Source organism: Enterococcus gallinarum, from assembly GCF_021496385.1.
In the GTDB taxonomy this organism is placed as follows: Bacteria; Bacillota; Bacilli; order Lactobacillales; family Enterococcaceae; genus Enterococcus_D; species Enterococcus_D gallinarum.
In genome coordinates, this window is the sequence record NZ_CP050816.1 from 2,871,042 (window position 1) to 2,893,746 (window position 22,705).

The 22,705-nt window shown below is 39.7% G+C and carries 23 protein-coding genes; 6 read left to right on the forward strand and 17 right to left on the reverse strand.

The features are described from left to right. Positions 1 to 5: 5 nt before the first annotated feature. Entirely contained in the window at positions 6 to 1,442 is a 1,437-nt protein-coding gene (locus HED61_RS14015; RefSeq protein WP_005470752.1) for a PTS fructose transporter subunit IIC, read from the reverse strand. A gap of 3 nt (positions 1,443 to 1,445) precedes the next feature. Further along, positions 1,446 to 2,375, reverse strand: coding sequence for a 1-phosphofructokinase (gene pfkB / locus HED61_RS14020; protein ID WP_081131535.1), 930 nt, complete (start codon positions 2,373 to 2,375; stop codon positions 1,446 to 1,448). 163 nt (positions 2,376 to 2,538) lie between these two features. Between pfkB and HED61_RS14025 the strand changes: the two genes are divergently transcribed. Further along, positions 2,539 to 3,297, forward strand: a complete 759-nt coding sequence (locus HED61_RS14025; RefSeq protein WP_003125844.1) for a MurR/RpiR family transcriptional regulator — start codon at positions 2,539 to 2,541, stop codon at positions 3,295 to 3,297. 448 nt (positions 3,298 to 3,745) lie between these two features. On the opposite strand, the gene HED61_RS14030 is transcribed toward HED61_RS14025, so the two are convergent. The 5 genes from HED61_RS14030 to HED61_RS14050 all read right to left on the reverse strand — a co-directional run bounded on the left by HED61_RS14030 (position 3,746) and on the right by HED61_RS14050 (position 9,144). Further along, positions 3,746 to 4,504 carry a TIM44-like domain-containing protein gene (locus HED61_RS14030; RefSeq protein WP_208773870.1) on the reverse strand — a complete coding sequence of 253 codons (759 nt, stop codon included), beginning with the start codon at positions 4,502 to 4,504 and terminating at the stop codon, positions 3,746 to 3,748. Positions 4,505 to 4,600: 96 nt separating this feature from the next. Beyond that, positions 4,601 to 5,293, reverse strand: coding sequence for a DUF4767 domain-containing protein (locus HED61_RS14035; RefSeq protein ID WP_239468164.1), 693 nt, complete (start codon positions 5,291 to 5,293; stop codon positions 4,601 to 4,603). Positions 5,294 to 5,765: 472 nt separating this feature from the next. Beyond that, positions 5,766 to 7,244, reverse strand: coding sequence for a glycoside hydrolase family 1 protein (locus tag HED61_RS14040; protein ID WP_219644884.1), 1,479 nt, complete (start codon positions 7,242 to 7,244; stop codon positions 5,766 to 5,768). 27 nt (positions 7,245 to 7,271) lie between these two features. After that, positions 7,272 to 7,529 carry a PTS glucose transporter subunit IIA gene (locus HED61_RS14045; protein ID WP_311809712.1) on the reverse strand — a complete coding sequence of 86 codons (258 nt, stop codon included), beginning with the start codon at positions 7,527 to 7,529 and terminating at the stop codon, positions 7,272 to 7,274. Next, a complete protein-coding gene (locus HED61_RS14050; protein ID WP_234981395.1) occupies positions 7,507 to 9,144 on the reverse strand; it encodes a PTS transporter subunit EIIC in 1,638 nt (545 codons plus the stop codon). The genes HED61_RS14045 and HED61_RS14050 overlap by 23 nt, the downstream gene beginning before the upstream one ends. Positions 9,145 to 9,268: 124 nt before the next feature. Between HED61_RS14050 and HED61_RS14055 the strand changes: the two genes are divergently transcribed. Then, positions 9,269 to 10,090, forward strand: a complete 822-nt coding sequence (locus HED61_RS14055) for a MurR/RpiR family transcriptional regulator (protein ID WP_103300988.1) — start codon at positions 9,269 to 9,271, stop codon at positions 10,088 to 10,090. 282 nt (positions 10,091 to 10,372) lie between these two features. On the opposite strand, the gene HED61_RS14060 is transcribed toward HED61_RS14055, so the two are convergent. Together HED61_RS14060 and rlmH are read right to left on the reverse strand one after the other, a co-directional pair. Beyond that, on the reverse strand, positions 10,373 to 11,221 hold the full coding sequence (locus HED61_RS14060; RefSeq protein ID WP_081131540.1) for an LEM-3-like GIY-YIG domain-containing protein: 849 nt from the start codon (positions 11,219 to 11,221) through the stop codon (positions 10,373 to 10,375). A gap of 48 nt (positions 11,222 to 11,269) precedes the next feature. Continuing rightward, entirely contained in the window at positions 11,270 to 11,749 is a 480-nt protein-coding gene (rlmH, locus tag HED61_RS14065) for a 23S rRNA (pseudouridine(1915)-N(3))-methyltransferase RlmH (RefSeq protein WP_219644882.1), read from the reverse strand. A gap of 279 nt (positions 11,750 to 12,028) precedes the next feature. Here rlmH and HED61_RS14070 point away from each other — a divergent pair, with 279 nt between their 5' ends. Next, positions 12,029 to 13,336 (forward strand): S1C family serine protease, encoded by a 1,308-nt coding sequence (locus HED61_RS14070; RefSeq protein WP_219644881.1) that lies wholly within the window; start codon positions 12,029 to 12,031, stop codon positions 13,334 to 13,336. Between the two features lie 54 nt (positions 13,337 to 13,390). Here the strand turns inward: HED61_RS14070 and ytpR are convergent, their stop codons facing one another. The 4 genes from ytpR to pepA form a co-directional block, all read right to left on the reverse strand. Continuing rightward, the gene (gene ytpR / locus HED61_RS14075) at positions 13,391 to 14,002 is read right to left on the reverse strand and encodes a YtpR family tRNA-binding protein (RefSeq protein WP_003125829.1); all 612 of its coding nucleotides are present in this window, start codon (positions 14,000 to 14,002) and stop codon (positions 13,391 to 13,393) included. A 211-nt stretch (positions 14,003 to 14,213) separates the two neighbouring features. Beyond that, entirely contained in the window at positions 14,214 to 14,669 is a 456-nt protein-coding gene (locus HED61_RS14080) for a universal stress protein (protein ID WP_005470736.1), read from the reverse strand. A gap of 18 nt (positions 14,670 to 14,687) precedes the next feature. Next, positions 14,688 to 15,002 carry a thioredoxin family protein gene (locus HED61_RS14085; protein WP_003125825.1) on the reverse strand — a complete coding sequence of 105 codons (315 nt, stop codon included), beginning with the start codon at positions 15,000 to 15,002 and terminating at the stop codon, positions 14,688 to 14,690. Between the two features lie 217 nt (positions 15,003 to 15,219). Further along, positions 15,220 to 16,296 (reverse strand): glutamyl aminopeptidase, encoded by a 1,077-nt coding sequence (pepA, locus tag HED61_RS14090; protein ID WP_003125824.1) that lies wholly within the window; start codon positions 16,294 to 16,296, stop codon positions 15,220 to 15,222. A 193-nt stretch (positions 16,297 to 16,489) separates the two neighbouring features. Here pepA and HED61_RS14095 point away from each other — a divergent pair, with 193 nt between their 5' ends. Further along, positions 16,490 to 16,834: a PepSY domain-containing protein gene (locus tag HED61_RS14095; RefSeq protein WP_003125823.1), complete on the forward strand. Its 345-nt coding sequence runs from the start codon at positions 16,490 to 16,492 to the stop codon at positions 16,832 to 16,834. 117 nt (positions 16,835 to 16,951) lie between these two features. Here the strand turns inward: HED61_RS14095 and HED61_RS14100 are convergent, their stop codons facing one another. The 4 genes from HED61_RS14100 to HED61_RS14115 form a co-directional block, all read right to left on the reverse strand. After that, positions 16,952 to 17,995: a YncE family protein gene (locus HED61_RS14100; RefSeq protein WP_219644879.1), complete on the reverse strand. Its 1,044-nt coding sequence runs from the start codon at positions 17,993 to 17,995 to the stop codon at positions 16,952 to 16,954. 132 nt (positions 17,996 to 18,127) lie between these two features. Continuing rightward, positions 18,128 to 18,532 (reverse strand): organic hydroperoxide resistance protein, encoded by a 405-nt coding sequence (locus tag HED61_RS14105; RefSeq protein WP_002292291.1) that lies wholly within the window; start codon positions 18,530 to 18,532, stop codon positions 18,128 to 18,130. A gap of 199 nt (positions 18,533 to 18,731) precedes the next feature. Then, positions 18,732 to 18,980, reverse strand: a complete 249-nt coding sequence (locus HED61_RS14110; protein ID WP_002292290.1) for a GlsB/YeaQ/YmgE family stress response membrane protein — start codon at positions 18,978 to 18,980, stop codon at positions 18,732 to 18,734. Positions 18,981 to 19,614: 634 nt separating this feature from the next. Next, positions 19,615 to 20,562: a magnesium transporter CorA family protein gene (locus HED61_RS14115; protein WP_081131545.1), complete on the reverse strand. Its 948-nt coding sequence runs from the start codon at positions 20,560 to 20,562 to the stop codon at positions 19,615 to 19,617. 191 nt (positions 20,563 to 20,753) lie between these two features. On the opposite strand from HED61_RS14115, the gene HED61_RS14120 reads away from it, so the two are divergent. Next, positions 20,754 to 21,581 (forward strand): manganese catalase family protein, encoded by an 828-nt coding sequence (locus tag HED61_RS14120; protein ID WP_010723486.1) that lies wholly within the window; start codon positions 20,754 to 20,756, stop codon positions 21,579 to 21,581. Between the two features lie 141 nt (positions 21,582 to 21,722). Continuing rightward, positions 21,723 to 22,562 (forward strand): aldo/keto reductase, encoded by an 840-nt coding sequence (locus HED61_RS14125; protein WP_002301441.1) that lies wholly within the window; start codon positions 21,723 to 21,725, stop codon positions 22,560 to 22,562. Positions 22,563 to 22,705: the final 143 nt, after the last annotated feature.

Consider the following 22,705-nt stretch of genomic DNA (forward strand, 5'->3'; position numbering starts at 1 on the left):
CTTTTCTATTCTTTCGCTGTTTCTTTCCATTCATCAGCTGAAACTTCTGCTTCACGTTTTTGTACACTGCGTTTTTGGATGAACCCTAAAATCACTCCACCTATGATCGAGCCAAGTAAAATCGAACCTACCCAAGCAATTTTCCCCGTGACAACCGGCAATACTAAGAAGCCGCCATGAGGAGCAGGAACTTGGACTCCAAACATATAGGTCAAAACCGCTGCGATCGATGAACCCAACATCATCGTAGGCAGAACACGCAGAGGATCTTTGGCTGCAAAGGGAATCGCCCCTTCAGTAATATGCGTTGATCCTAAAATAAAGTTGACTAGCCCTGCATTGCGGTCGTTCGTATCAAAATATTTCCCAAAAAATAAGACAGCAAATCCCGTAATCAATGGTGGCGCGATACATGCCGCAGAAACACCTGCCATAAAGGTATGGTTTCCTTGAGCTAACAATGCCGTTCCCGTAACGTAAGCGGCTTTATTGACGGGACCGCCCATATCAAATGCGGACATACAGCCAACAATGATGCCTAAAATCAATGGATTCGAATTCTGGAATCCTGCCAAGAAATCCATCATACCTTGATTGATCGCCTCCATCGGGCTTGCTAACAAAGACATCACCACACCAATGACTAAAACACCAATCACTGGATATAAGAAAATAGCCTTCAATCCATCTAATTGTTTCGGTAATCCTTTCATGACTTTTTGCAAGAACAGAATAAAGTACCCAGCTAAGAATCCAGCAAAGATCCCGCCTAGAAAACCAGCGCCACCAGCATTGGCCAACAAGCCGCCGACAAATCCCACCACCAAACCAGGTCGTTTAGCAATCCCTTCAGCAATGTAAGCCGCTAAAATAGGGACCATCATTCCCATTGCTGTATCCCCAATACCTTTTAACATCGCTGATGTCGGATTATAGGTGGGATCATTAGGATCAAAAGAGTAGACACCCCAGATTGCGAATGAGACGGCGATGATCACGCCCCCTGCTACGACAAATGGCAGCATATGAGAAACACCATTCATCAGATTTTTATAAATACTATGTCCGATTCCAGCAGCCATTCCCCCATCTGCTTGCTCCAATGCATCGACCGTCTTGTTTTCTGCAATCAGCGACCCTCTCAATGCTTCTTCAATTAGCTGATCGGCATCTTTGATTCCTTTGCTGACCGGAACATTGATCACGCGTTTTCCCGCAAAACGTTCCGCTTGGACATCTTTATCTGCAGCAATAATGACCGCATCCGCATTTTTTATCTCTTCTGGCGTTAACTGGTTTTCTATCCCCACTTGTCCATGAGTCTCTACTTTAATAGCTATTCCTTTGCGTTTGGCGGCTTGTTCCAACGCTTCTTGTGCCATATAGGTATGGGCGATCCCAGTGGGACAGCCCGTTGCAGCAACAATCTTGTAAGTTGTCATTTTTTATTCGCTCCTTCTTTTGATTTCAATTTGTTCTTCCAACTCTGCAACATCCGAAAAATCAGTTAATCCCTTACGAAAAGCGGTTGAACTGCCAGCAGCTAATCCTTTCTTCAAATTGACATCCAGCGGCTCACCTGTTAAATACCCTGCAAGAAATGTTCCTAGCAACGTATCTCCGGCACATGCTGTATTCACTACTTTGCCTTTAGGAGAGTTTCCAGAGTAGACCGTATCTTTTGTCAAAAGAAGGCCGCCTTCTCCTCCCAAAGAGAGCAGCACATTTTGCGCACCACTAGCCACCAATCGTTTTGCGTAGTCGATATAGCCTTTGCGATCATTGATTTCGGTCTGATACCATGCTTGCAGCTCTTCTTCATTGGGCTTTAACAAGAAGGGCTGATAAGGCAGACATTCCAACACCTCTGAATAACTTGAATCAATAATCAGATTCACTTGCTTTTCAAAGCAAATACGACTGATTGCTATAAGAATTTTGGGCGAGACACCTTGTGGCATACTCCCAGATACACAAAGATAGTCACCAGCTTGCAAATGTCTAACTTGGTCTAGCAAAAGATTGATCTGCTTTTTTGAAATTTCAGGTCCCTTATTCACAAGTTTGTACTCCTTATTATCGCGATTTACATGCGTAAAAACGTTGATTCGCGTAAATCCCGGAACGGGAATAAAATCGGTCTGAATCGCTTGTTGATGCAAGTAGTCCTCAATATAATTACCAGTAAAACCAGCTTTGAACCCTAATGCTGTACTATCGATACCAAGTTTTTTCATGATCAATGAGACATTGACCCCTTTTCCATTGGCTTGGATATCATCATCCTTTGTGCGATTCACTTGAAATGGTTTCATCTCATCTGTTTCGATAAAAAGATCGATCGCTAGATTTAACGTACATGTATAAACAGCCATTTGCGCCCCTCCTTTCCTACAAACCTATTATGGATCACCACTTGATGTAAATGTTTTCATAAATAAACAAAACCGCTGAAAACTTTTACAAGAAATACTTCATGACCTTGAAGTAGGTGAATCTTTCGATTTACAATAAAGACTAGCTGAAGGGAGGCAGAACATGGATACAAAATTAAGTGAGTCAGAGCAATACCTGTGGGATTTTATCCAAAGTCATATCCTTGAGATTCCGTCTTGCTCCATTATAAAATTAAGTGAATATGCAAACGTTTCAACGGCGACTGTTGTTCGTACCATGAAGAAAAAAGGATACGAGGGGTTTACTGCTTTCAAGCACTCACTAAAAGAAAAAGATAATACCAATATCAATTTTGCAGCGCTTGATAAGGTGGACGAAGGGATAAAGACGGCGATTCTAAAGAATGAACAAGAAGTGATCCGCACGATCAATATGGTGGAAAGCGGCAATATCGAAGACGCGATCCAACGAATCAAAGCTGCTAGACGAATCATGATTTTTGCTCGTGGATTTTCTGAACTGATTGCTCAAGAAATGATGGTCAAATTTCAGCTTACTGGCAAATACTGTGAGATGCATACCGATCCCAACATCATTAAGAACATCAGTAAGAAACTATCAAAGGAAGATATCGTGATCTTCGTTTCTTTAAATGGTGAAACCAAAGAATTGATCACCGCAGCTGAAAACTGTTATGAAGCGGAGATCGGTACCATTCTGCTGACAGCCAATCGGCACTCTAGCTTAATGGCGCATATCGAAATTCCTTTTGTTGGCTTCAAATCAGAAGGCTCCTTCTTTCCAGACTATGAAGTTCGTTCAAGACTGCCCCTCTCGATCCTTGCTAGAATCTTGCTCGACGCGTATGCGCTGCGGACTGCAGAATCAAAGAGGCACTGATATCTTGAGAAAATCATAACCGGTAAGGAAGCTGTAGTTGATTTGAGATTTTTCAAAATGAAGTGATTCACGCTGAACGCATTGTTTTTGCAGTTATTCATATAGAATTCGATACTCGTCAAACGATGGGGTTCTTTGATTTTTATCCAGTTAAATTTGCTTATATTTTTTTCGTCAAAAAATGATCATCCGAAAAAAATCTTTCGATTTGATAAAGCGGTTCGTAACCGTCTATCTGATCGAAAGATTTTTTTGAACTGTTTGCGTATAGAAATGCTTCTTTTATTCTGCCTCCTGCCTACGGTCGGTACGAAACGTCTGGCATTAGGAGTCAGCAGCTTTACTGGATAACTTAACTCGAATAACTAAAACCTAAAACTTAGTAGAATGTTTCATCGTATGCATGAATTTAACCCAACAACTACGACTATCACCAGCCCGCTCTTGCTTAATCCAAATCAATTGGTTGAATAAAATCAACTTGCCATTTCCCCTCTTTTTCAGAATAGTTAAAATACCATAGTTGAGAAAAAGATTGTTTTCGATGTTTCTTTCCTGAGAGGATCTGCTTACTCACCCGGTCTTCCACATAATCGCAGCAACTGAAATCAATCCGAATGGAGAAGCTGTCTGCACGAAGTTGTCGATAATTTTCCACTTGATGTAGGATGACTTTCTTTGTATGATTTTTTATACCATCCTCTTTATTCTGTTGCAATACTTGACTGTGTTCCAACAATAGTTTGTCAGTATAGTGTCTGCTTGCTTTTTCAAGTGCTTCTTGATCCCAAGCGGTTTGGATCGCAAAAAAAGTCTGTTGGATTTCGTCAAGCAGTTTTTTCTTTTCCTTTTTATTACCAGGAATTTGAGCGAATAAATCATTCCTTCTGGTTCGTTGGTCTTTTTTTCGTTTAACCAAAGAGAGAATCGCGGCTCCGCCTACTGACGCCCCAACCAAAACATAATTTTCTATAACTGATGATGAACCATAGGGGCTATAATATCCATACCCTCGTCTTCCCCAAGAAGCTCTGGAATAATGATCCGAATAGTCATCAAATGTAGTGACACCGCCAAAGCCGCCACCGGATCCGCCACGACTGGTCGAACCACCGCCGTGTCCCCCAGCAACTGCCATTCCCTGCACTGGCAGAGCAAATAAAAAGAATAAACTGAGTAAAAAAGCCATAAAGTAGTGTTTCTTCATTGAATACCCTCTTTTGTCTGACTCAGAAAGCCCGACAATTTTTTCAAAATCTTTTTCATGCCATTCAGTTCCAAGTGTTCTTCATCTTAGCACTGTTTAACGATTGGCAAGCTGAATAAATGCATTTTTCAATGATTCATTCGCTGTCTCTTTAAAATACAGATAATTGTTTTGATTTCCTTGATTTTGTTGTGTGATTAGAACTTTTGGCTGCTTTTGCTGGAAGCCAAAGAAATAGAGATGCCCTCCAGCTGGTGTAGCATGGTCGATGTCCGAATAGATTGCCACGATCTGAAAATCGGCTTGTCCCTCACCATTTTCTGACCACTCCACCGAGACGGGCGTTTGATTAATGACGGTTGTCCATTTACCATCAAAAATATCTTGAGGTACTTGGAGACCATAGTAATTTGCTTGCACATGGTCGTCATAGCTTCGATATTGCTGCCCCATTTCTTGTCCCCAGCTCTGCATAAACGTCGCAAGCTCTGCAGTCTTGGAATCATCCCACAAAACGTGTGTCACTGGTTGATTGGTTTGTGCTTGATTGGAGGAAGTTTTGGTTTGAGCAACGAGTGACGCACTTTGATCTTTTGTCGATTGGCGCTCGGATGACTCAGTCGTATTTAGTTTAGTTGCTTCGGTACTCGTAGATTTAGAAGCTTGAGCTGTACTTGATTGGGTGGTACTTGATTTAGTCGTGCTTGTTTCAGTTATTGCAGCTTTTGCTGGAGTAGATGTTTCTGGCTTGTTTGTTGAACAGCCACCCAAAAGAAGCAGTAGACCCATCGTTGTTACTAGAACTTTTTTCACTTGTAAGACCTCTCTTATAGAGTATTTAGTGTACACATAGTAGCAGACAACAGGCAAAATGGTTACTAAATTTTTGAAGAATTATTTCTCACGACTTCCTCATACATGAGATTGATAAATAACATCACATTGCATTGGTATGAGTTTAGAATCATTACAGCTGCTTTTTGAACTATAAAAATAAAAGAACGATTTAGAGTATTTCTATGAGTAGCGTTTAATACTTTGTTTTTTCTTCTCAATCCGTCTTAAAATGTTTGAAAAAAGACAAAATACTCGTTTGTTCTTTACGATTTAACGTACGACTTTTCTGGTACCTTTGGTCGACTATCAACTTTCTTACCAGCTCCGCAAAAATAGCCCAACCATCTACTTAAGATGATTGGACCTTGGTGCCAATTGTCTTTTTGAACGACTTCGTTCTCAATTCTTTTGTAATTTTTAATGCTTAACTATTTTCTTCATATAGAGAAGCTCCATTAGTCGCAATCACCTGTTTGTACCAGTAAAAGCTGTCCTTTTTAAACCGGTCATAAGTGCCGTTTCCTTCATCATCCGCATCCACATAGATAAATCCATATCGTTTTGACATTTGAGAAGTCGACGCACTTACTAAGTCAATACATCCCCACGTAGTATAACCCATTACTTCAACGCCTTCTCTGATGGCTTCATTGACCGCTTTAAAATGGTCTTCAAAATACTTTATGCGATAATCATCATGCACTTTTCCATCTTCAAACGCATCAAAAGCACCAATCCCGCTTTCAACAATGAACAGAGGCATTCTATAACGATCGTACATGTCGATTAATGCAATTTTCAATCCTGTTGGATCTACTTGCCAACCCCAATCACTCGTATCAAGATAGGGGTTCTTCACGCTGGTGACTAAATTTCCGCCAACTTTTTCCCGATCTTCTTCATCTTCTGTTTTAATCATAGACATGTAGTAGCTAAAAGAGACAAAGTCCACTGTGTGTTGCTGAATGATCTCCTCATCCCCTTCCAACATTTCAATAGTAAAATTATTCTCTCTCCAATAATTTTTGACAAAAGTTGGATACGTTCCAAAAACCTGCACATCAGAAAAAAAGTAGTTCTCCCGATTATGTTGTTGGGCTAGCATCACGTCCACTGGATTTGAGGTTAACGGATAAGCTAAAGCTCTTGTAACCATGCACCCCACCTGCGCATTAGGAATGATTTGATGGGCATATTTAGTCGCTAGGGAACTAGCTACAAACTGATGATGTAGCGCTTGATAAATGGCCTCTTCAGCTTCTTTTTTTGTTTTGTACTTTTCTTCCACCACTCCCATCGTAGTGAAGGGATGTCTAAAGACGCTATCGATTTCATTGAAAGTCAGCCAATTGGTCACGTAATGTCCAAAATTTTCAAAACAAGTTTTACTAAATCGAACAAACATGTCGATCACCTCTCGGGAAACCCAGCCGTCATATTCATTGACTAAATATAATGGCATTTCATAATGAGACAATGTGACTAGAGGTTCAATCCCATTCTTCTTCATCTCTTTGAATAAGCCCACGTAAAAATCGATCCCAGCTTGATTCGGTTCACTTTCAATACCTTTTGGATATAATCTTGTCCATGCGATAGATACCCTTAAGCATTTCAGGCCCATTTCTTTAAATAATGCCAGGTCTTCTTTGTAACGATGATAAAAATCGATTCCTCGTCTTTTCGGAAATAACTTATCGTTTTTTGACTGCATGGCTTCCTCGATTTGTTCAGGAGACACGTGCCATTGACTGATATAATCTGTCCTATCTACATCGGGTTTGTACATTGCGACATCTGCTACCGACATCCCTTTTCCATCAACGTTCCAGGCCCCTTCTACTTGATTCGCTGCAATTGCTCCGCCCCAAAGAAAGTTCTTAGGAAAATAGCTTTTATTCATTCGATTACCTCTTTCAGATTGTTGTTTTTATGCTAACATTTCTGTTTGTATCGTTTTTTTTCCAGTGAAAGTTTGGATGATTTTACCCTTAGAGTCGATAATGTCTACCTCATCAAGATCATCCAAATTGGTTACTACAAGGATCGTGGTTGGATCATAGCCTTCAGACTGGATGCCTTCAATATCCACACTTCCGATTCTTTGCCCCTTTTGGATGTCATCGCCTGCTTTAACAGCTAAATCAAAATAGTTGCCGTTTAATTCAACGGTATTGATGCCAAATATGAATCAATACTTCTACACCAGATGTTGACTTTAATCCAATCGCATGTTTTGTAGGAAAAACCAGTTCGACCTTTCCACTAAATGGTGCTTTAATTACGCCATCAGTTGGTATTACAGCAAATCCGTCACCCATCGTTTTTTCTGAAAACACTGGATCGTTGACTTTTTCTAACTCAATCACTTCCCCATCCAATGGTAAACTGATTGTATTGACTTGACCTTCTGTTTCTTCATTACTTGATGAAGATTCTTCTCCCAGTCCAAAAGCAAAAGTTAAAATTGCTGACAGGAAGAAAGCAAGAGCGATTCCGATGAGGTAATAAACAAAGGTATCACCCAAAAAGGCTGGTAACGTTGTTAATGCTGGAAAAACATAGACAATCGCCTTTGTCTGCATTGCTCCCATGAAAGCTCCAGCAATTCCACCTGCGATTGTTTGGGCAATCAATGGTTTTTTATATTTTACCGACAAGCCATAGACGATGGGTTCAGTTATCCCACCAAGTAAAGCTGGTACAATCGCAGATAGCGAGAGCACTTTAACATTTTTATCTTTGCTTCTTAAAAATACGCCTAACGCCACACCTGCACTTGCAAAAGTGGCAGCCGCAACCATAGGTCGAATAACGTCATAACCATAGACTGCAAGATTATTGATCATGATTGGCACAACACCCCAATGAATGCCAATCATTACCAAGAAAGTCCATCCTGCCCCAATAATCAAACCAGCCAGTAACCCACTGCGGTCACTGATAAAGTTCATAGCGCTTCCAATCCCATCCCCTAATGTAACGCCGATTGGTCCAACAACTAGCACTGTTAGCGGAACCATAATAAGAAGGGCAACCATTGGCAACAAAAAAATTTCTAAACTCTTTGGAATCATTCGCTTTAGCAGCGTTTCTAACTTTGAATAGAGGTAAATGGAAATAATCGCAGGAATGACAGTTCCAGAATACCCCATTAAAATTGCTGGAATACCTAAGAAATCAACCGTTACACCATTTTCTGTGACTAATGCTGTGAAATTAGGCTCTAAAAGTGCTGCTACAATTGCTAATGAAATAAATTGATTTGTTCTAAACACTCTGGCCGCACTAAAAGCCAAAAATAACGGTAAGAAGAAAAATACACTATTGCCGGCTGCTGAAAGAATCTTATAGGTACTTCCATCTGCTGACATAAAATGATATGTCGTTAAAACCACTAACAAGGCTTTAATCATTCCTGCCCCAGCTAAAGGCATAATAATCGGATTAAAAATGGAAGACAGTGTATTAAAGAAGCGGATGAAGATATTTCCAGATCGGTCATCATCTAATGCTTCCGACTCGTCTGATCCCAAGGCGCTTTTAATGTCATAGTTAGCCATGATCGTTTTATAGACATCTTCCACTTCATTTCCAATAACGACTTGGTACTGATTATTTGCTTCGACGACGGACAAGACACCGGGAATCTTCTTAATTTCATCGGTATTTTTTTGTGCAATACTTTCATCTTTTAACTTGAATCTCAATCTAGTGATACAGTGATAAAGACTAATGATATTCTCTGTTCCACCAACATAATCAATAATACTTTTGGAAAGAGCACTATAATTTTTCCCCATTGTTACAACTCCTATCAATTTTGTTTATGTTTGTTATAATACATGTGTAATATACAATTTTTTCAACATATTAAATGAAAATTTCGTTTTTTGGAAACTCTTTCACAGATAGGAGCTAGTATTTATGGGACCCTTAATTATTAGACTATTGACTGTTCTTAACAATGAAACAACTTCTTCTACCTACTACCATATCGCTCAGACACTTTTGAATAACTATAGCATTATCGATAAATCAAGTATCTCTGATATAGCTACTTTATGCACTGTCTCTAAATCAACCATTTCAAAATTTGCTCGTTCCATCGGATTTGAAGATTATTATGAATTAAAAAAATCCTCAACCTTTGCTGAAAATAAATACCATTTCGACTTAAATTACATTTCAAATATTATCAACCCAATTGAAAAAAATGGTTATGATGATTATTTAGATGCCATCATTAAAGATATTAGTGCGTTCAAACAGCAAAGCAACATGAGAAGTATTGATGAGTTAGCAAAATGTCTGACTACCTATAATAAAGTAGGTGCTTTTGGACTGCTATTTTCCGAATCAGCAGCCATTGATTTTCAATACAAATTGGCTTATGCGGGAAAGTTTATTATTACTTATCAAAGTGATCTCAAACAAATCGAATTCATAGAACAAGCCGATGAAGAGACACTATTGATTATTTTTTCTAACTCTGGCGGTTTTTTACAGCGACAACAACTTAGAGATGATATACCCTACAGAAATGTATTTGAAAACACAAAAGCCAAGATTTTCGTAATCACAGCAAATGAAGAGGTTCGTAACTATCGTTTCGTTCATGATGTTATTCTTTTCCCTCATGAGACTATTTTTCAAACCCATTCTTTTATCTATCAAATCATTATGGATATCATCGTTAGTAAATATCGACAGTATCTTGAACCTCCAACAATCTCTCCCAAACAATAATAACCTACGAATGAAATTGACAAAAGAACTGCTAGTGATGAGAAACCTATCACTAGCAGTTCTTTTTGAGGTTTTATTTTTTAATTAGGAAGAAGTAGTCATCTACCATTATTAGCAAATATGCCGGCAATACTTTTCCAATGTATTTCTTCTCAATTGCAACTTCCATCTAACTATTGTCTATAAGGTTTTCTTTCTTAGAAAAATCAATTATCAGCATTTTTGTTATTTAAGTTATCCCGTCATATCATTTTAGTGTTGGGCTTTTCTTGAAACACTTTTCTAATGATTAATATATGCAATTGCACTTCCACTACCAAATTTAATCTCCGGCAACGATCGTTTGTATAAATTCAGCTCTCTTAACGTATCATCTCTTTGAGAGAGTGCACGAAACGCATAGCGTGTCCGTCCGTTTTCGTTTTTCTTCGATTCTGAATATTGAGAGGAGACTTTATATGCAGCAACAACCGCATTATCTGCTCCAGTATTAATCGCTATAATGTAGCGAATCCGATGAATTTTATCACGACCAATTACCCAATTACCTAGCGTACGAGATTTTAAATTATGATCATCACGAAATTTGTCGTCAATCGGATATTCATCTGACTCATCTTTACAAAGTTCAAAAGCATCTCTCACTTTTACTGCTAAGACCAACTCATCCGTTGCTATTTGATTTACAGATATGGGTTGAAATCCATATCGCTCTTCTACCTCTTCCACTAGCATTGGCTTAGAACCATGTCCTTTTACTAAATTCGTCAAAGAGAGTCCTTGAATCAGTTGAGCATAATTAATCAACGCATTTTCACTAGCGTAAGCTTCATTCTCAGTTAATCCATAGCTAAGTATATAACTCAATGGTTGCAGATTCATTCCGTTTATTTCTTGGATAGTTTTTATTTTTAATGTTCTAGCTGATTCATCTTCTTCAAAATAATCAGATTGACTTAACATACTTAGAGCCGCTTGACGATGTGCAAAAATACGGTTACCTTTGCCTTTCCCAATATAAAAAGTCTGGTTGTTTCTAGGATCAACCAAACAATAAACATAGTAAGGATGTTGCTCATCTTTTTGCAACGCAGCTAAAGTAGATGCAGAAAAATGGTTAAGTTCACTCATTTGTTACTCCTCTGTTTTACTATTTTTTCTTTCGTGGAGAAAACACCCTCACTTATGATAAGGCGCGCCTGTATTGATGCGAAAAGCACGATAGATTTGTTCGACTAGAATCAGTTTCATCAACTGATGGGGATAGGTCATTTTGCCGAAAGAGATTTGGGTGTCGCTGCGCTGCATCACTTCTTGGCTGAGACCTAAGGAGCCGCCGATTACGAAGACTAGTTGGCTTTTGCCTTGGATTCCTAATTGCTCGATCTGCTGGGCAAAAGCTTCACTGGTGGGATTTTTGCCTTCAATCGCTAATGCAAAGACGTATTCCTGGTCTTTGATCTTTGCCAAGATTTTCTTACCTTCTTTTTCTTTCACTTGAAGCATTTCAGCTTCACTCATGCTTTCAGGAGCTTTTTCATCAGGAACTTCCACGAATTGGATTTTGCAATAAGTGCCTAATCGTTTCACGTATTCATTGATTCCTTGAATCAGATATTTCTCTTTTAATTTGCCTACTGTGACGATTTTAATATTCATAACCACTCACCTTCCGCTATCATTATAATGGAATTTCTTTTCAGAATATATGTCGCCTACCAATTTTTTCTTCTATAGTACCATTGGTACCACGAATCGTTTCAAGTGACTCTTTTCTTACTAAAAAAATGATTGGTAGTCTAAAAAAAGAAATTTCATTGTTTTGGTCTAAATCCTCCCTATCTTCTTCATATTTTTTTCAAAATCTCTTAGTAGACTATTGTCAGAAAGAAAGAATATAATAAATACATACAAACAATTCAATAGGGGGAATAACAAATGGTACGAAAAAATGTGACACCAGGAAGAAAACCTTCTTCCGGTTTATTAAAAAAATTAGGTATTGGCATTCTTGGCGGAGTAGTTGGTGGTTTGTTGACCTTCGGCGGACTTTATCTGGCGATGGGCTCTTCTTTGACTTCACCTGGAACGACCGCAACCAGCGGTGTTCAAGATAACAATGGACAGACGAAAGTCTCCAATGTTAAATATGACGTCAACAGCGATGTAACAAAAGCAGTCGAAAAAGTGCAAGGAGCAGTCGTTTCGATCATCAACTTGCAACAAAATAATGCGAATGGCCTCGAAGGGTTATTTGGCTCTGGTCAGCAAGGTGGTCAAGGATCAGGGGCTGAGAATTCAGGCGATGACAGTTCACTAGAAGCTTCTTCTGAAGGAAGTGGCGTGATTTATAAAGTAGATGGTGACAAAGCGTATATCGTTACGAATAACCACGTAGTAGAAGGACAAGATGGTTTGGAAGTCGTTCTCTCTGATGGCACAAAAGTCAAAGCTGAATTAGTCGGAACAGACGCTTACACTGACCTTGCTGTTTTACGCATCTCTTCTGATAAAGTAGACACGGTTGCTTCTTTCGGCGATTCTGATTCACTAAAAGTTGGCGAACCAGCAATTGCGATTGGTTCTCCATTAGGATCTAGCTTTGCAAATTCTGTAACACAAGGGATTGTTTCTTCTCTGAACCGTCAAGTAACGAACCAAAATGAATCTGGTGAAGCAGTCAGCATCAATGCGATTCAAACAGATGCAGCGATCAACCCAGGAAACTCTGGTGGTCCACTGATCAACGTTGAAGGACAAGTGATCGGAATCAACTCTAGCAAGATCGCTAGCACTTCTGAATCAACATCAAGTGTCAGCGTAGAAGGAATGGGCTTCGCGATCCCAAGTAACGACGTTGTCGATATTATCAATCAATTAGAAAAAGACGGCAAAGTTGTTCGTCCAGCATTGGGTATTCGAACAATCAACTTAAGCTCAATCACTTCGCAACAACAAGAACAAATCTTGAAAGTACCATCTTCTGTCACTGACGGAGTAGTCGTATACTCAGTAAATAACGCGACACCAGCTGAACAAGCAGGATTGAAACAATACGATGTCATCACGAAAATCGATGATACAGACATCAGCACAACCACAGATCTACAATCTGCACTGTACAAGCACAAAGTCGGTGATACGATCACAGTGACGTTCTACCGCGGCAAAGAAGAAAAAACAGCCAAAGTCGTTCTATCTGTAGATACTTCGATCAATGAACAATCGACTGACAGCAGCAACTAAATTCAAGTCAAAAAAAGATCTGCCACACAAACAGGACGTGGCAGATCTTTTTTATTATTTTCCAACTGGAAAAGCTTCACCAACAACGGCATCTTGTGGTAATTCAAGAATTCCTTTTTTCAATGGTGCATTTGCTAAGTGCAGTTCACGAGCAGAACAGATCATGCCGTAGCTATCGACGCCACGAAGCGTTCCTGGCCAGATCAATAACCCATCCGGCATCATTGCCCCTGGTTTAGCAACAACGACTTTCAAGCCTTTGCGAATATTGGCAGCACCACAAACGATTTGCAGAACCTCGCCTTCTCCGACTTCTGTTTCCGTTACAGATAAATGATCACTATCTGGATGTGGTTCACATGTTTTGACATAACCCACAACGATTTTCGGCTCTAAATCAATTGCCAATTGCTCCGTAAAGCCAGCTTCTGTGATCAATCGGTTCAAAGTTTCCACTTGTTGTTTCGTCAAAACTACTTGCCCGTTTCCTTCAATGGCAACTGTATCAGAAATGTGAAAGAAGTTCCAACCTACGATCGTACCTTCTTCATTTTTGATTTGAGCGACATTTCCTTTTCGTACAGCCGTTTGTTCCAGCCCTTTATCATCTGCTGTGATCACGATCAAAGTATCGCCCACATATTCTTTGTTGTATGAAAAAATCACTTGTCTTCCTCCTCTTACTTATTCCGCCCATAATCTTAACAAATTTTTGTCTGTTCGTCATGGGAATTTTCTTAGTTTACAATCGCTGCACTTCCCAATCCATAAAAAAACTGCGACAGAAATCAGACCAACAGGCAGCTAGTGAATGAAAAAGCACTCGCTTGCTCTTTTTTCCTGTCTCTGTATCTTCTGTCACAGCTTTGTCTTTTGCTTATTCTTCGCTAGGAGAGACAACCAACACATCACATTTCGCTTCGCGAATAATATAACTCGCTACACTCCCGGTGATAAACCGCTCAACTGCATTCAGTCCGGATTGGCCTACCATGATCAAATCAATCCCATATTTTTCTGGTAACTGTTTGGCCATTGCTTCTTTCGCAGAGCCGTAAGCAATGATCCCTTCGATCAAATCAAAATTAACGGATTTACCATATTGTTTACAGGATTCGATTAATTCTTGGGCAGTATCCTTTTCCTGCTCAATGATCGTTGTATCTAAAGGAGCATATCCCATCATCGTGGGAATCTGCTGATCGATGATATTCGCTACATAGACTTTCCCCTGATTGCGTCGTGCCACTTCAACTGCTTTTTTGAACGCTTCATTGGCTTGGTCGGAGCCATCGACACCTACTAAAATATTTTGATATCTTTGCCCACTCATGTTTTTCACCTCGAAAGTTTAATTTAGACTTGATAAGAAAGATTCGATTTCTGCTTTTGTTTTTCGATCTTTGTTGACTAAACGACCAAGTTCTTTGCCGTCTTCGATCACTACAAGACTTGGAATTCCAAAGATATTCCATTCAACAGCCACATCCATATAAGCATCACGATCAACTTCAACAAATTGAAATTCAGGGAAATCTGCTTCGATCTCAGGCAATTGCGGTTTAATATAACGGCAATCCCCACACCAGTCTGCTGTAAAAAAGAAGACATTCTTTCCTTTTTCGACATATGTTGCCAATTCTTCTAAATTTTTTGGAACAATCACACGCTCACCACTTTCTTTTCTCTAATCAAATTATACACCTTTTAAAACAGGGAACCAACTCACAAGCAAAAGAGCTGTGAACACGCCCATGCTAGTCACTGAAAACAGCACCCTAGTTGTCCCATTTCCTGATTATCGTAAACAGTTACAATAACAGATCAAAAATTGAACCAAATAGGTCTGATCTAGCGTTGAGTCGTATCACAGCTCTTAATTTTTATTTTCCTTCTACAATTGTAGCAACTGTTGATTTATCCAAACCTTTCAAGACTTGGATCACCATTTCTCTCGCAGCATCAAAGTCAGCGATGCTGAATAGTGTTTGATGGGTATGGATATAACGTCCTGGTACACCAATCACAGAACTTGGAATTCCTTCATTGGCCATATGAGCTGCACCAGCATCCGTACCGCCTTTAGACACAAAGTATTGGTAAGGGATATTGTTTGTTTCTGCTGTGTCCAGCAAGAATTCTTTCATCCGAGGCAACATGATCATTCCTGGATCATAGATACGCATCAGTGTACCTTCACCTAAATGCCCAAAAGTCCCATTCTTCGTCACTGTATCATCAGCTGGTGAACAGTCAACAGCGAAGAATAGATCTGGTTGGAATTTCGTGACAGAAGGTTTTGAACCACGTAAGCCAACTTCTTCTTGCACATTGGCACCAGCAATCAATGTATGACCCAGTTGTTCTTCTTTCAATGCTTCCAATGCTTCTAATACAACCGTACAGCCATAACGATTATCCCAAGCTTTTGAAATAATGTTTTTGCCATTCGCTGTCTTGATTGTTTCTACTTGAGGTACGATGGTGTCACCTGGTCGTACGCCAAAACTTTCCGCTTCTTCTTTAGAATCAAAACCAGCATCGAACAGAATGTCCGTTACTTCAACTGCTTTTTGTCCAGCTGTTCCACGTAGTAAATGTGGGGGCACTGATGAAGAAATACATGGATAGTTGCCTTTCGCAGTTTTTAAAGTGAAGCGTTGTGCTGAAACGACATAAGGGTTCCAACCGCCAAGAGGTGTCACTTTAAATAACCCGCGTTCGGTGATTTGTGTCAACATGAATCCAACTTCGTCCATATGAGCAGCTAGCATCACGCGTGGTGCATCTGCATCTGAATGATGACGTAATCCGAAGATCCCGCCAAGTCCATCTTGTTGGATTTCGTCCACTAATGGAGTCATCGCTTCCCGCATATAAGCCCGAACATCCTGTTCAAATCCACTAGTTCCTTGCAATTCTGTTAATTCTTTGATTCGTTGAAACGTTTTTTCTTCCATACTTTTTTCGGCTTGAATCGAAACAAGCCTTCCCTCCTCTTGCAAATCTATATTTATTATAACGCAAATTACTCATTCTGGTTCTTTTCTTATAGAAAAATTCTAAACTATGGTAAAATAATCTAAACAGACAAAAGGATTTCCGTTTATTCCTTAACAGGATAGGAGAAGTCTTCAAGGAGGCACAACATTTATGATCAATGAACGTCCATTCAATTATTTTAAAAACGGCCTGGCCATCGGCGTGGGTGTCGGTTTTGCAGGCGGGATCTTCTCGACATTATGGATGAAGAAAAAACAATCGATGAATGCAGATGACGTCCTCGATCAAATCAAAGCAGCATTTTTAAAAGAAGGTCCGATCGAAGGTTCCTGGATCAATTTTGAGAAGCAACCACTTCGTAAATTTGCAGTGACATCTCAAGGATATACCGGCGGTATTACTCGGACCGAAGACGGACAACTGATCACTTACGAATTTTTAGCAGATGCGAAAACAGGAACTGTTTTGGATATTCAACGATCGATCATTGATTAATACGCATTGCTATACAACAGACGCTCAATGATTCAAAATCATAAAATAGTCGAACATCGCTAGATGATTTTTCTTGTCGTTCTTTATGAACAACAGTGATCATCTTGAGTTGTCCGACTATTTTTTAGTTGCAGCAATCTTTTTGGGACGTTTATTTGCATGAAGCAACGTTGCTAAGTCTAGTAATAAAACATTGGCTAACACAGGATTGGCTTTCTCGCGATACGCTGCGGCGCCACTTTCAAACAATACTGCTAGACGATCTTCTACAACAACGATTTGTTCCAAATACGGTGGAAATTTGATTCGTTTTAGGATCCGGCTAGGGGAGTCCCGCTCGAACACTAAGAGTTCCGAGGTATAAGGACCATAAGAACGACTGGCTAAGAGATAATGGCCATAAAAAGCCACACCTTGAATCTTATCAGATGTTTTTCTGCTCATTGTCACGGTTGGTTGGATTTTGTCTTTGCGGCGAATTGCTGTTTTCATTTCAGCTATCGTCGGCAATAGATAGAAAGTCAACTGTCCTTCACCTTTTAATGTGAAGTTGCCAGATACCAGTTGATCATTGTTTTGAGTCAAATACGATGCTTGTGGAATCTCTAAGAGATCAGTTGTCAGCCAATAAGTGATTGGCTGTCCCGTCGCTTCAGATGTATCTGCTAAGATATCGATCAAACGTAAAGCGGCTACTCGTCCAGTAGCAGATCCTGTGATTGTCAACCATAAAAGTTCCCGTTTTGTATCATATACTAAGCCCCCTACATGTGGCCGTTTAGGTAAAATCAGCAGTTTGATCGGCTGTCCTGTTTCTCTATCCAGTACATGAATAATAGAATGATGCTGATGGTCATAGCAGTAGGCAGAAATAAACACAAAATCTTGAGAAAAAGCCAACCCTTGCGGCGTCATCCATTGACAAACCTCATTTTCGCCGGTTTCCGGCACCACCATTCTTGTTTCTGTTAATCCAGGAATGTTATATTGTTTTGCTTCAGCCTTTTCCCAAGCTGCTTGAACAATAGGATACCGTTTTAAATTTTTTTCAATATCCTGATGTATCCGTTGCTGCTTCCAATGCTTAAACTTTAGGACATAGTAAACAAGGAGGCCAATGACCAGCAACACTAAGATCATTATTGCTACCCGCTGTGTCATTTTTTTGCCTCCTTGGTCTATTCGATCAATCGTACATATACCGCTATTAATTACCGTAACTACATGTTTCTTTTACTAGCGTTTCTTTATAGGATCTTTCATAATCTCATTTATAGTAACATTAAGAATCCCTTATTCTACTATCGTCACTTCCACATCAATATTGCCTCTTGTTGCTTTAGAGTATGGGCAAAATGCGTGGGCTTCTTCTGCGATTTTCTCTGCTTGGTCCTTCTCAAGTCCTGGCAAAGAAACTTCTAAAACAACCCCGATTTGGTAGCCCCCATCTTCTAATTGAAATAAAGATACCCGTGCTTTGACTTCAGAATCAGACTCAAGATTATTTTCTTCCAGCATGTGTTGAACCGCGCCGTTGAAGCAAGATGCGTATCCAGCCGCAAAAAGTTGTTCCGGATTTGTCCCTTCACTATGGATTCCTGGGCGGTCGATCTTCATGTGCATACTTCCGTTTGGTGCCTCAACCTCGCCATCACGGCCTCCACGATTGATCATTGCTGTTTCGTACATTTTTTTCATTGAGATCATCCTTTCTTTCGTCGTTCTATACTAAGTGTAACGAGTATTTTTTAATCTGACAAAGGTAATGCTTGCATTCGGCGACATCAGTTAGACAACATCGATGATCAGTGATAGAAGCAGTTTGTCCATACAAAAAAAGAAGCAGCGAAAAGCTGCTCCTTAAGATAATAGGTAAAATTGCTGATATGTTTGACGATTAACCTCTTGAACGTCCCAAGAAAAATGATACTACAGCAACAACGATGATCGCACCAATGATAGAAGGAATCAAAGCCATTCCTGCTAATTGAGGACCCCAGCTACCTAACAATGCTTGTCCAATTGCTGAACCAACTAAACCTGCAACGATGTTAGCGATCCATCCCATTGATCCACCTTTATTTGTAATTGCTCCGGCAATCAAACCGATAATAGCTCCTACGATTAATACCCATAACCAATGCATAATTTTCTCCTTCTTTCTGTGAAATATTTATTACACATATTATGTTACGCTTCTTCTTAAAAATACACAAAAATTTTGCTCTTAAAAAAACAAAAAAAATTTAAAACGTTGTTATATTAAGGATAAATCAACTTTTTTGGAATCGTTAACACTCACTGCAAGAGGTCAAAAAAACTGCCGCAGCTCTTTGAAATCGTTTTGATCAGCAAAAAGTTATTTTCTGATAAAGGGTACCTAGACTATGTACGATTTTCTTTCATTGTCTGCTTTCAACCGTCATCTTCCCTATGAATAAAAGCAATCAAAGAAACCTGATTGTCGTACACACCTCATTCACTACATCCTTCTGATGAAACATCAAAACAATTGGCATTCCTTTGATTCTGCCTTTTGTATTTGAAACCTGCTCCCCCTCACTGTGTAAAAGGATTATGAGAAAAAGCAGCGATAGAAGTGAGCGTATGCAATAGCGAGTAAAGTAAAATATAAATTGTTCGGATTGTACCCCGACCTTTTTTCTTAATGTTTTTCATTTCTCGCTTCTCCCCTCTGCTTATTGGACAGTCTTCGCGATTGTGAAGTCACATAAAAAAGCAACTTTGCCCAGCGTTCAATGCTAGACAAAGTTGCTTTTTTATTTTGTTTTTGAAAAGTCTTTCTTTGAAAGATAGACAGCAGTAAGGATGCCTACTAAGACAGCTAACCCAAAAACTAGAATCGTTCCTATCGTGTTATCCTTCCCAGGCAGTCCGCCAGTGTTGATCCCCCAAAGTCCAGCAATCAATGATGGCACTGCAACCACTAATGCTGCTGAATCTAAATATTTCATCAAATGGTTCAAATTATTGTCCATCATATCCGAGAATAGACCACCGATGGTTTCCAATAAATCGCGATAGATCGTGACAAGCTTGTTGGCAAATTTCTGTCGCAGTTTAATGTCGTAAACTAACGATTCATTATCTAATTTGTCTAAAAACTCTTTTCGTTCCATCAAGTGATTCACTGTAAGATTCTGATCTTTCAATGTGTGATCCAAATAAACCATATCTCGTTCTGTGTCTGCCAGATTAAATAGTTCATTATTTTCGGTTGTTTTACGGGCAGCCGCATCCAATTGGTCGATTTGCTTTTTAATCTCTTTCAACCCATTGATATAGTGGGTATAGATCATTAATGTGGCAAAAGCAATGATATCCTCAAAATGTCGAAGCTCATTTCCATGTTTCTCGATCAATCGCTCAACGAGATTCGATTCTCTAGAGACATAGGTGATCATCAATCCTTTGGAAAGAATAAATGTGACAGGTTCAAGGCGTTTTTCAATGCGTTCTTGATGATTTGAAGAAAGATCGATCAATGTATAAAGAAACGGATTGTTTAATTTAGTGTCTCGTAAATGTTCTAATCGAGAAACTTCCTCTGGTTCATCGGAGCCAATAAAAATATCTTCCGGTAAATCAAAAAGTGCCAGCAACTCTTTTTTTTCTTCTTCATTTCCATGTTTGACTACCAACCAATTATAGTCTTCTTCGGATGATTCTCTGATTTGGTTCTTTTCGATTTTATAGTACGAATACATTTTGCCTCTCTCCTTTAACTCCTTCACTTCTCTTCAACTATCTAATGGCGACTGCTTTTTGTCAAGAAAAAGCGCTATTTCAACGGTTTTTATTAATACGGAAATAAAGCAAGCGTTTGATTAGACCATTCTAAATAAACGTGAGAGAATATTTTTGGGCCCAATAAAAATCATTTTAGAGGAGGACAACTATGTTTCTACATCAGAAAGAACTACAGTTCGAAGCAAAACCAGACAAACCAAATCCATTAATTGCGAAGTATCTTCAAGAATTGATCGGTGGCCAGTATGGCGAAATGAGTGTAGCAATGCAGTATCTCTTCCAAGGTTGGAGCTGCCGTGGAGAAGAAAAGTACAAAGATATGTTGATGGACATTGCGACAGAAGAAATTGGACACGTTGAAATGCTTGCTACAATGGTTGCTCGTTTATTAGAAGGTGCACCGGTAGAAGATCAAGAAGCCGCAATGAAAAAAGACCCAGCAATTGGCGCAATTATCTCTGGAATGAATCCACAACATGCGATCGTTGCTGGCTTAGGACCACGTCCAGCTGACAGTGTCGGTAATCCATGGAGTGGCGCTTACATCATTGCCAGCGGTAATTTACTGGCAGACTTCCGTGCCAATTTAAATGCAGAATCACAAGGACGATTACAAGTCGCTCGGATCTATGAAATGATTGATGACCGTGGAGTTAAAGACCTCTTATCCGTGCTATTAGCTCGGGACAGCTATCACCAAAACCTTTGGGCACAAGCTGTCAAAGAACTTGAAGAAAAAGAGGGTACAATCTTAGTACCGAGCACTTTCCCTCGTAATGAAGAACGGTTAGACATCGCCTATGACTTTTACAATTTCTCTGAAGGAGATCAAAGTAAAGAAGGCTCTTGGGCAAAAGGAAAAGCACTCGATGGCGAAGGTGAATACCAATGGCTTTCTACACCTAAAGTTGAAGGCAAAGCGCCAAAACTAGATCCTGTCACACCAAAAATGTATGGCACGCCACCTGAAAAATAAATTGATCGAAACGAATAAAAAGAGCAATGATTCCATTCACAAGAAATCATTGCTCTTTTCTTGTCTTATTGAGCAAGTTGGTTACCTTAAAGTTAAAAAAGCGTTAGAGTAGAATGTATAAGAAAAAGGAGGAATCATTATATGAAAGCACCTTTACTTACACTAAATGACGGCAATATGCGCCCAGCCGTGGGCATCGGTACCTATCAAATTCGCGGTGGCGAAGGCTTAAGCCAGTTGCAAGCAGCGATTGCAGATGGCTATCGTTTGATTGATTCGTCAACGAACTATGACAATGAAGGAATCGTCGGTAAAGCGATTCGCCGATCCGGTGTCCCTCGTTCTGAGTTTTATATCACCTCAAAATTACCAGGAAAATATCATGGATATGATGATGCACTGACCAGTATTCAAGAATCGCTGGCGCGCATGGGATTAGATTACTTTGACGCCTTTTTGATCCACTGGCCACTGCCTAAACGCGGCAAGTACATTGAAGCGTGGCAGGCGTTAGTGACTGCGCAAAAATTAGGTTTGATTCGTTCTATTGGTGTATCTAACTTTGAACCTGAACATTTAGATGCCATTATTGAGGCAACTGGTGTCACACCAGCCATCAATCAAATCGAGATCCATCCTTACTGGGTCCAAGAACAAATGGTAGCAGAAAACAGAAAACGTGGGATCATTACTGAAGCATGGAGTCCATTAGGCCGCGGCAGCGCGGCGCTCAAAGAATCCATCATCACTGATCTAGCAAATAAATATCAAAAATCTGCGGGTCAAGTCATCTTACGCTGGCACGTCGATCGCGGGATTCTACCACTACCAAAATCCCGAAACCTGAGCCATCAGCGAGAAAACTTAGCTATTTTTGACTTTGAACTGACTGAAGAAGAAATCAATGCAATCAATCGCTTGAACAAAGAAGATGGACGTATTGAAGGTCAAGATCCGAATGAATATGAAGAATTTGAGTAAAGTAAGACAGCATAAAGCTCCTGAGGGATTTCATAGGCTCACATCAATTATAGAAATTGGAATGGTCACAAAAAAAGAACTGCGAGATGACTTGCCCCAATTGAATTCCTTAGATCTACTAGCAGCAAGGCTCTACTGGAGTC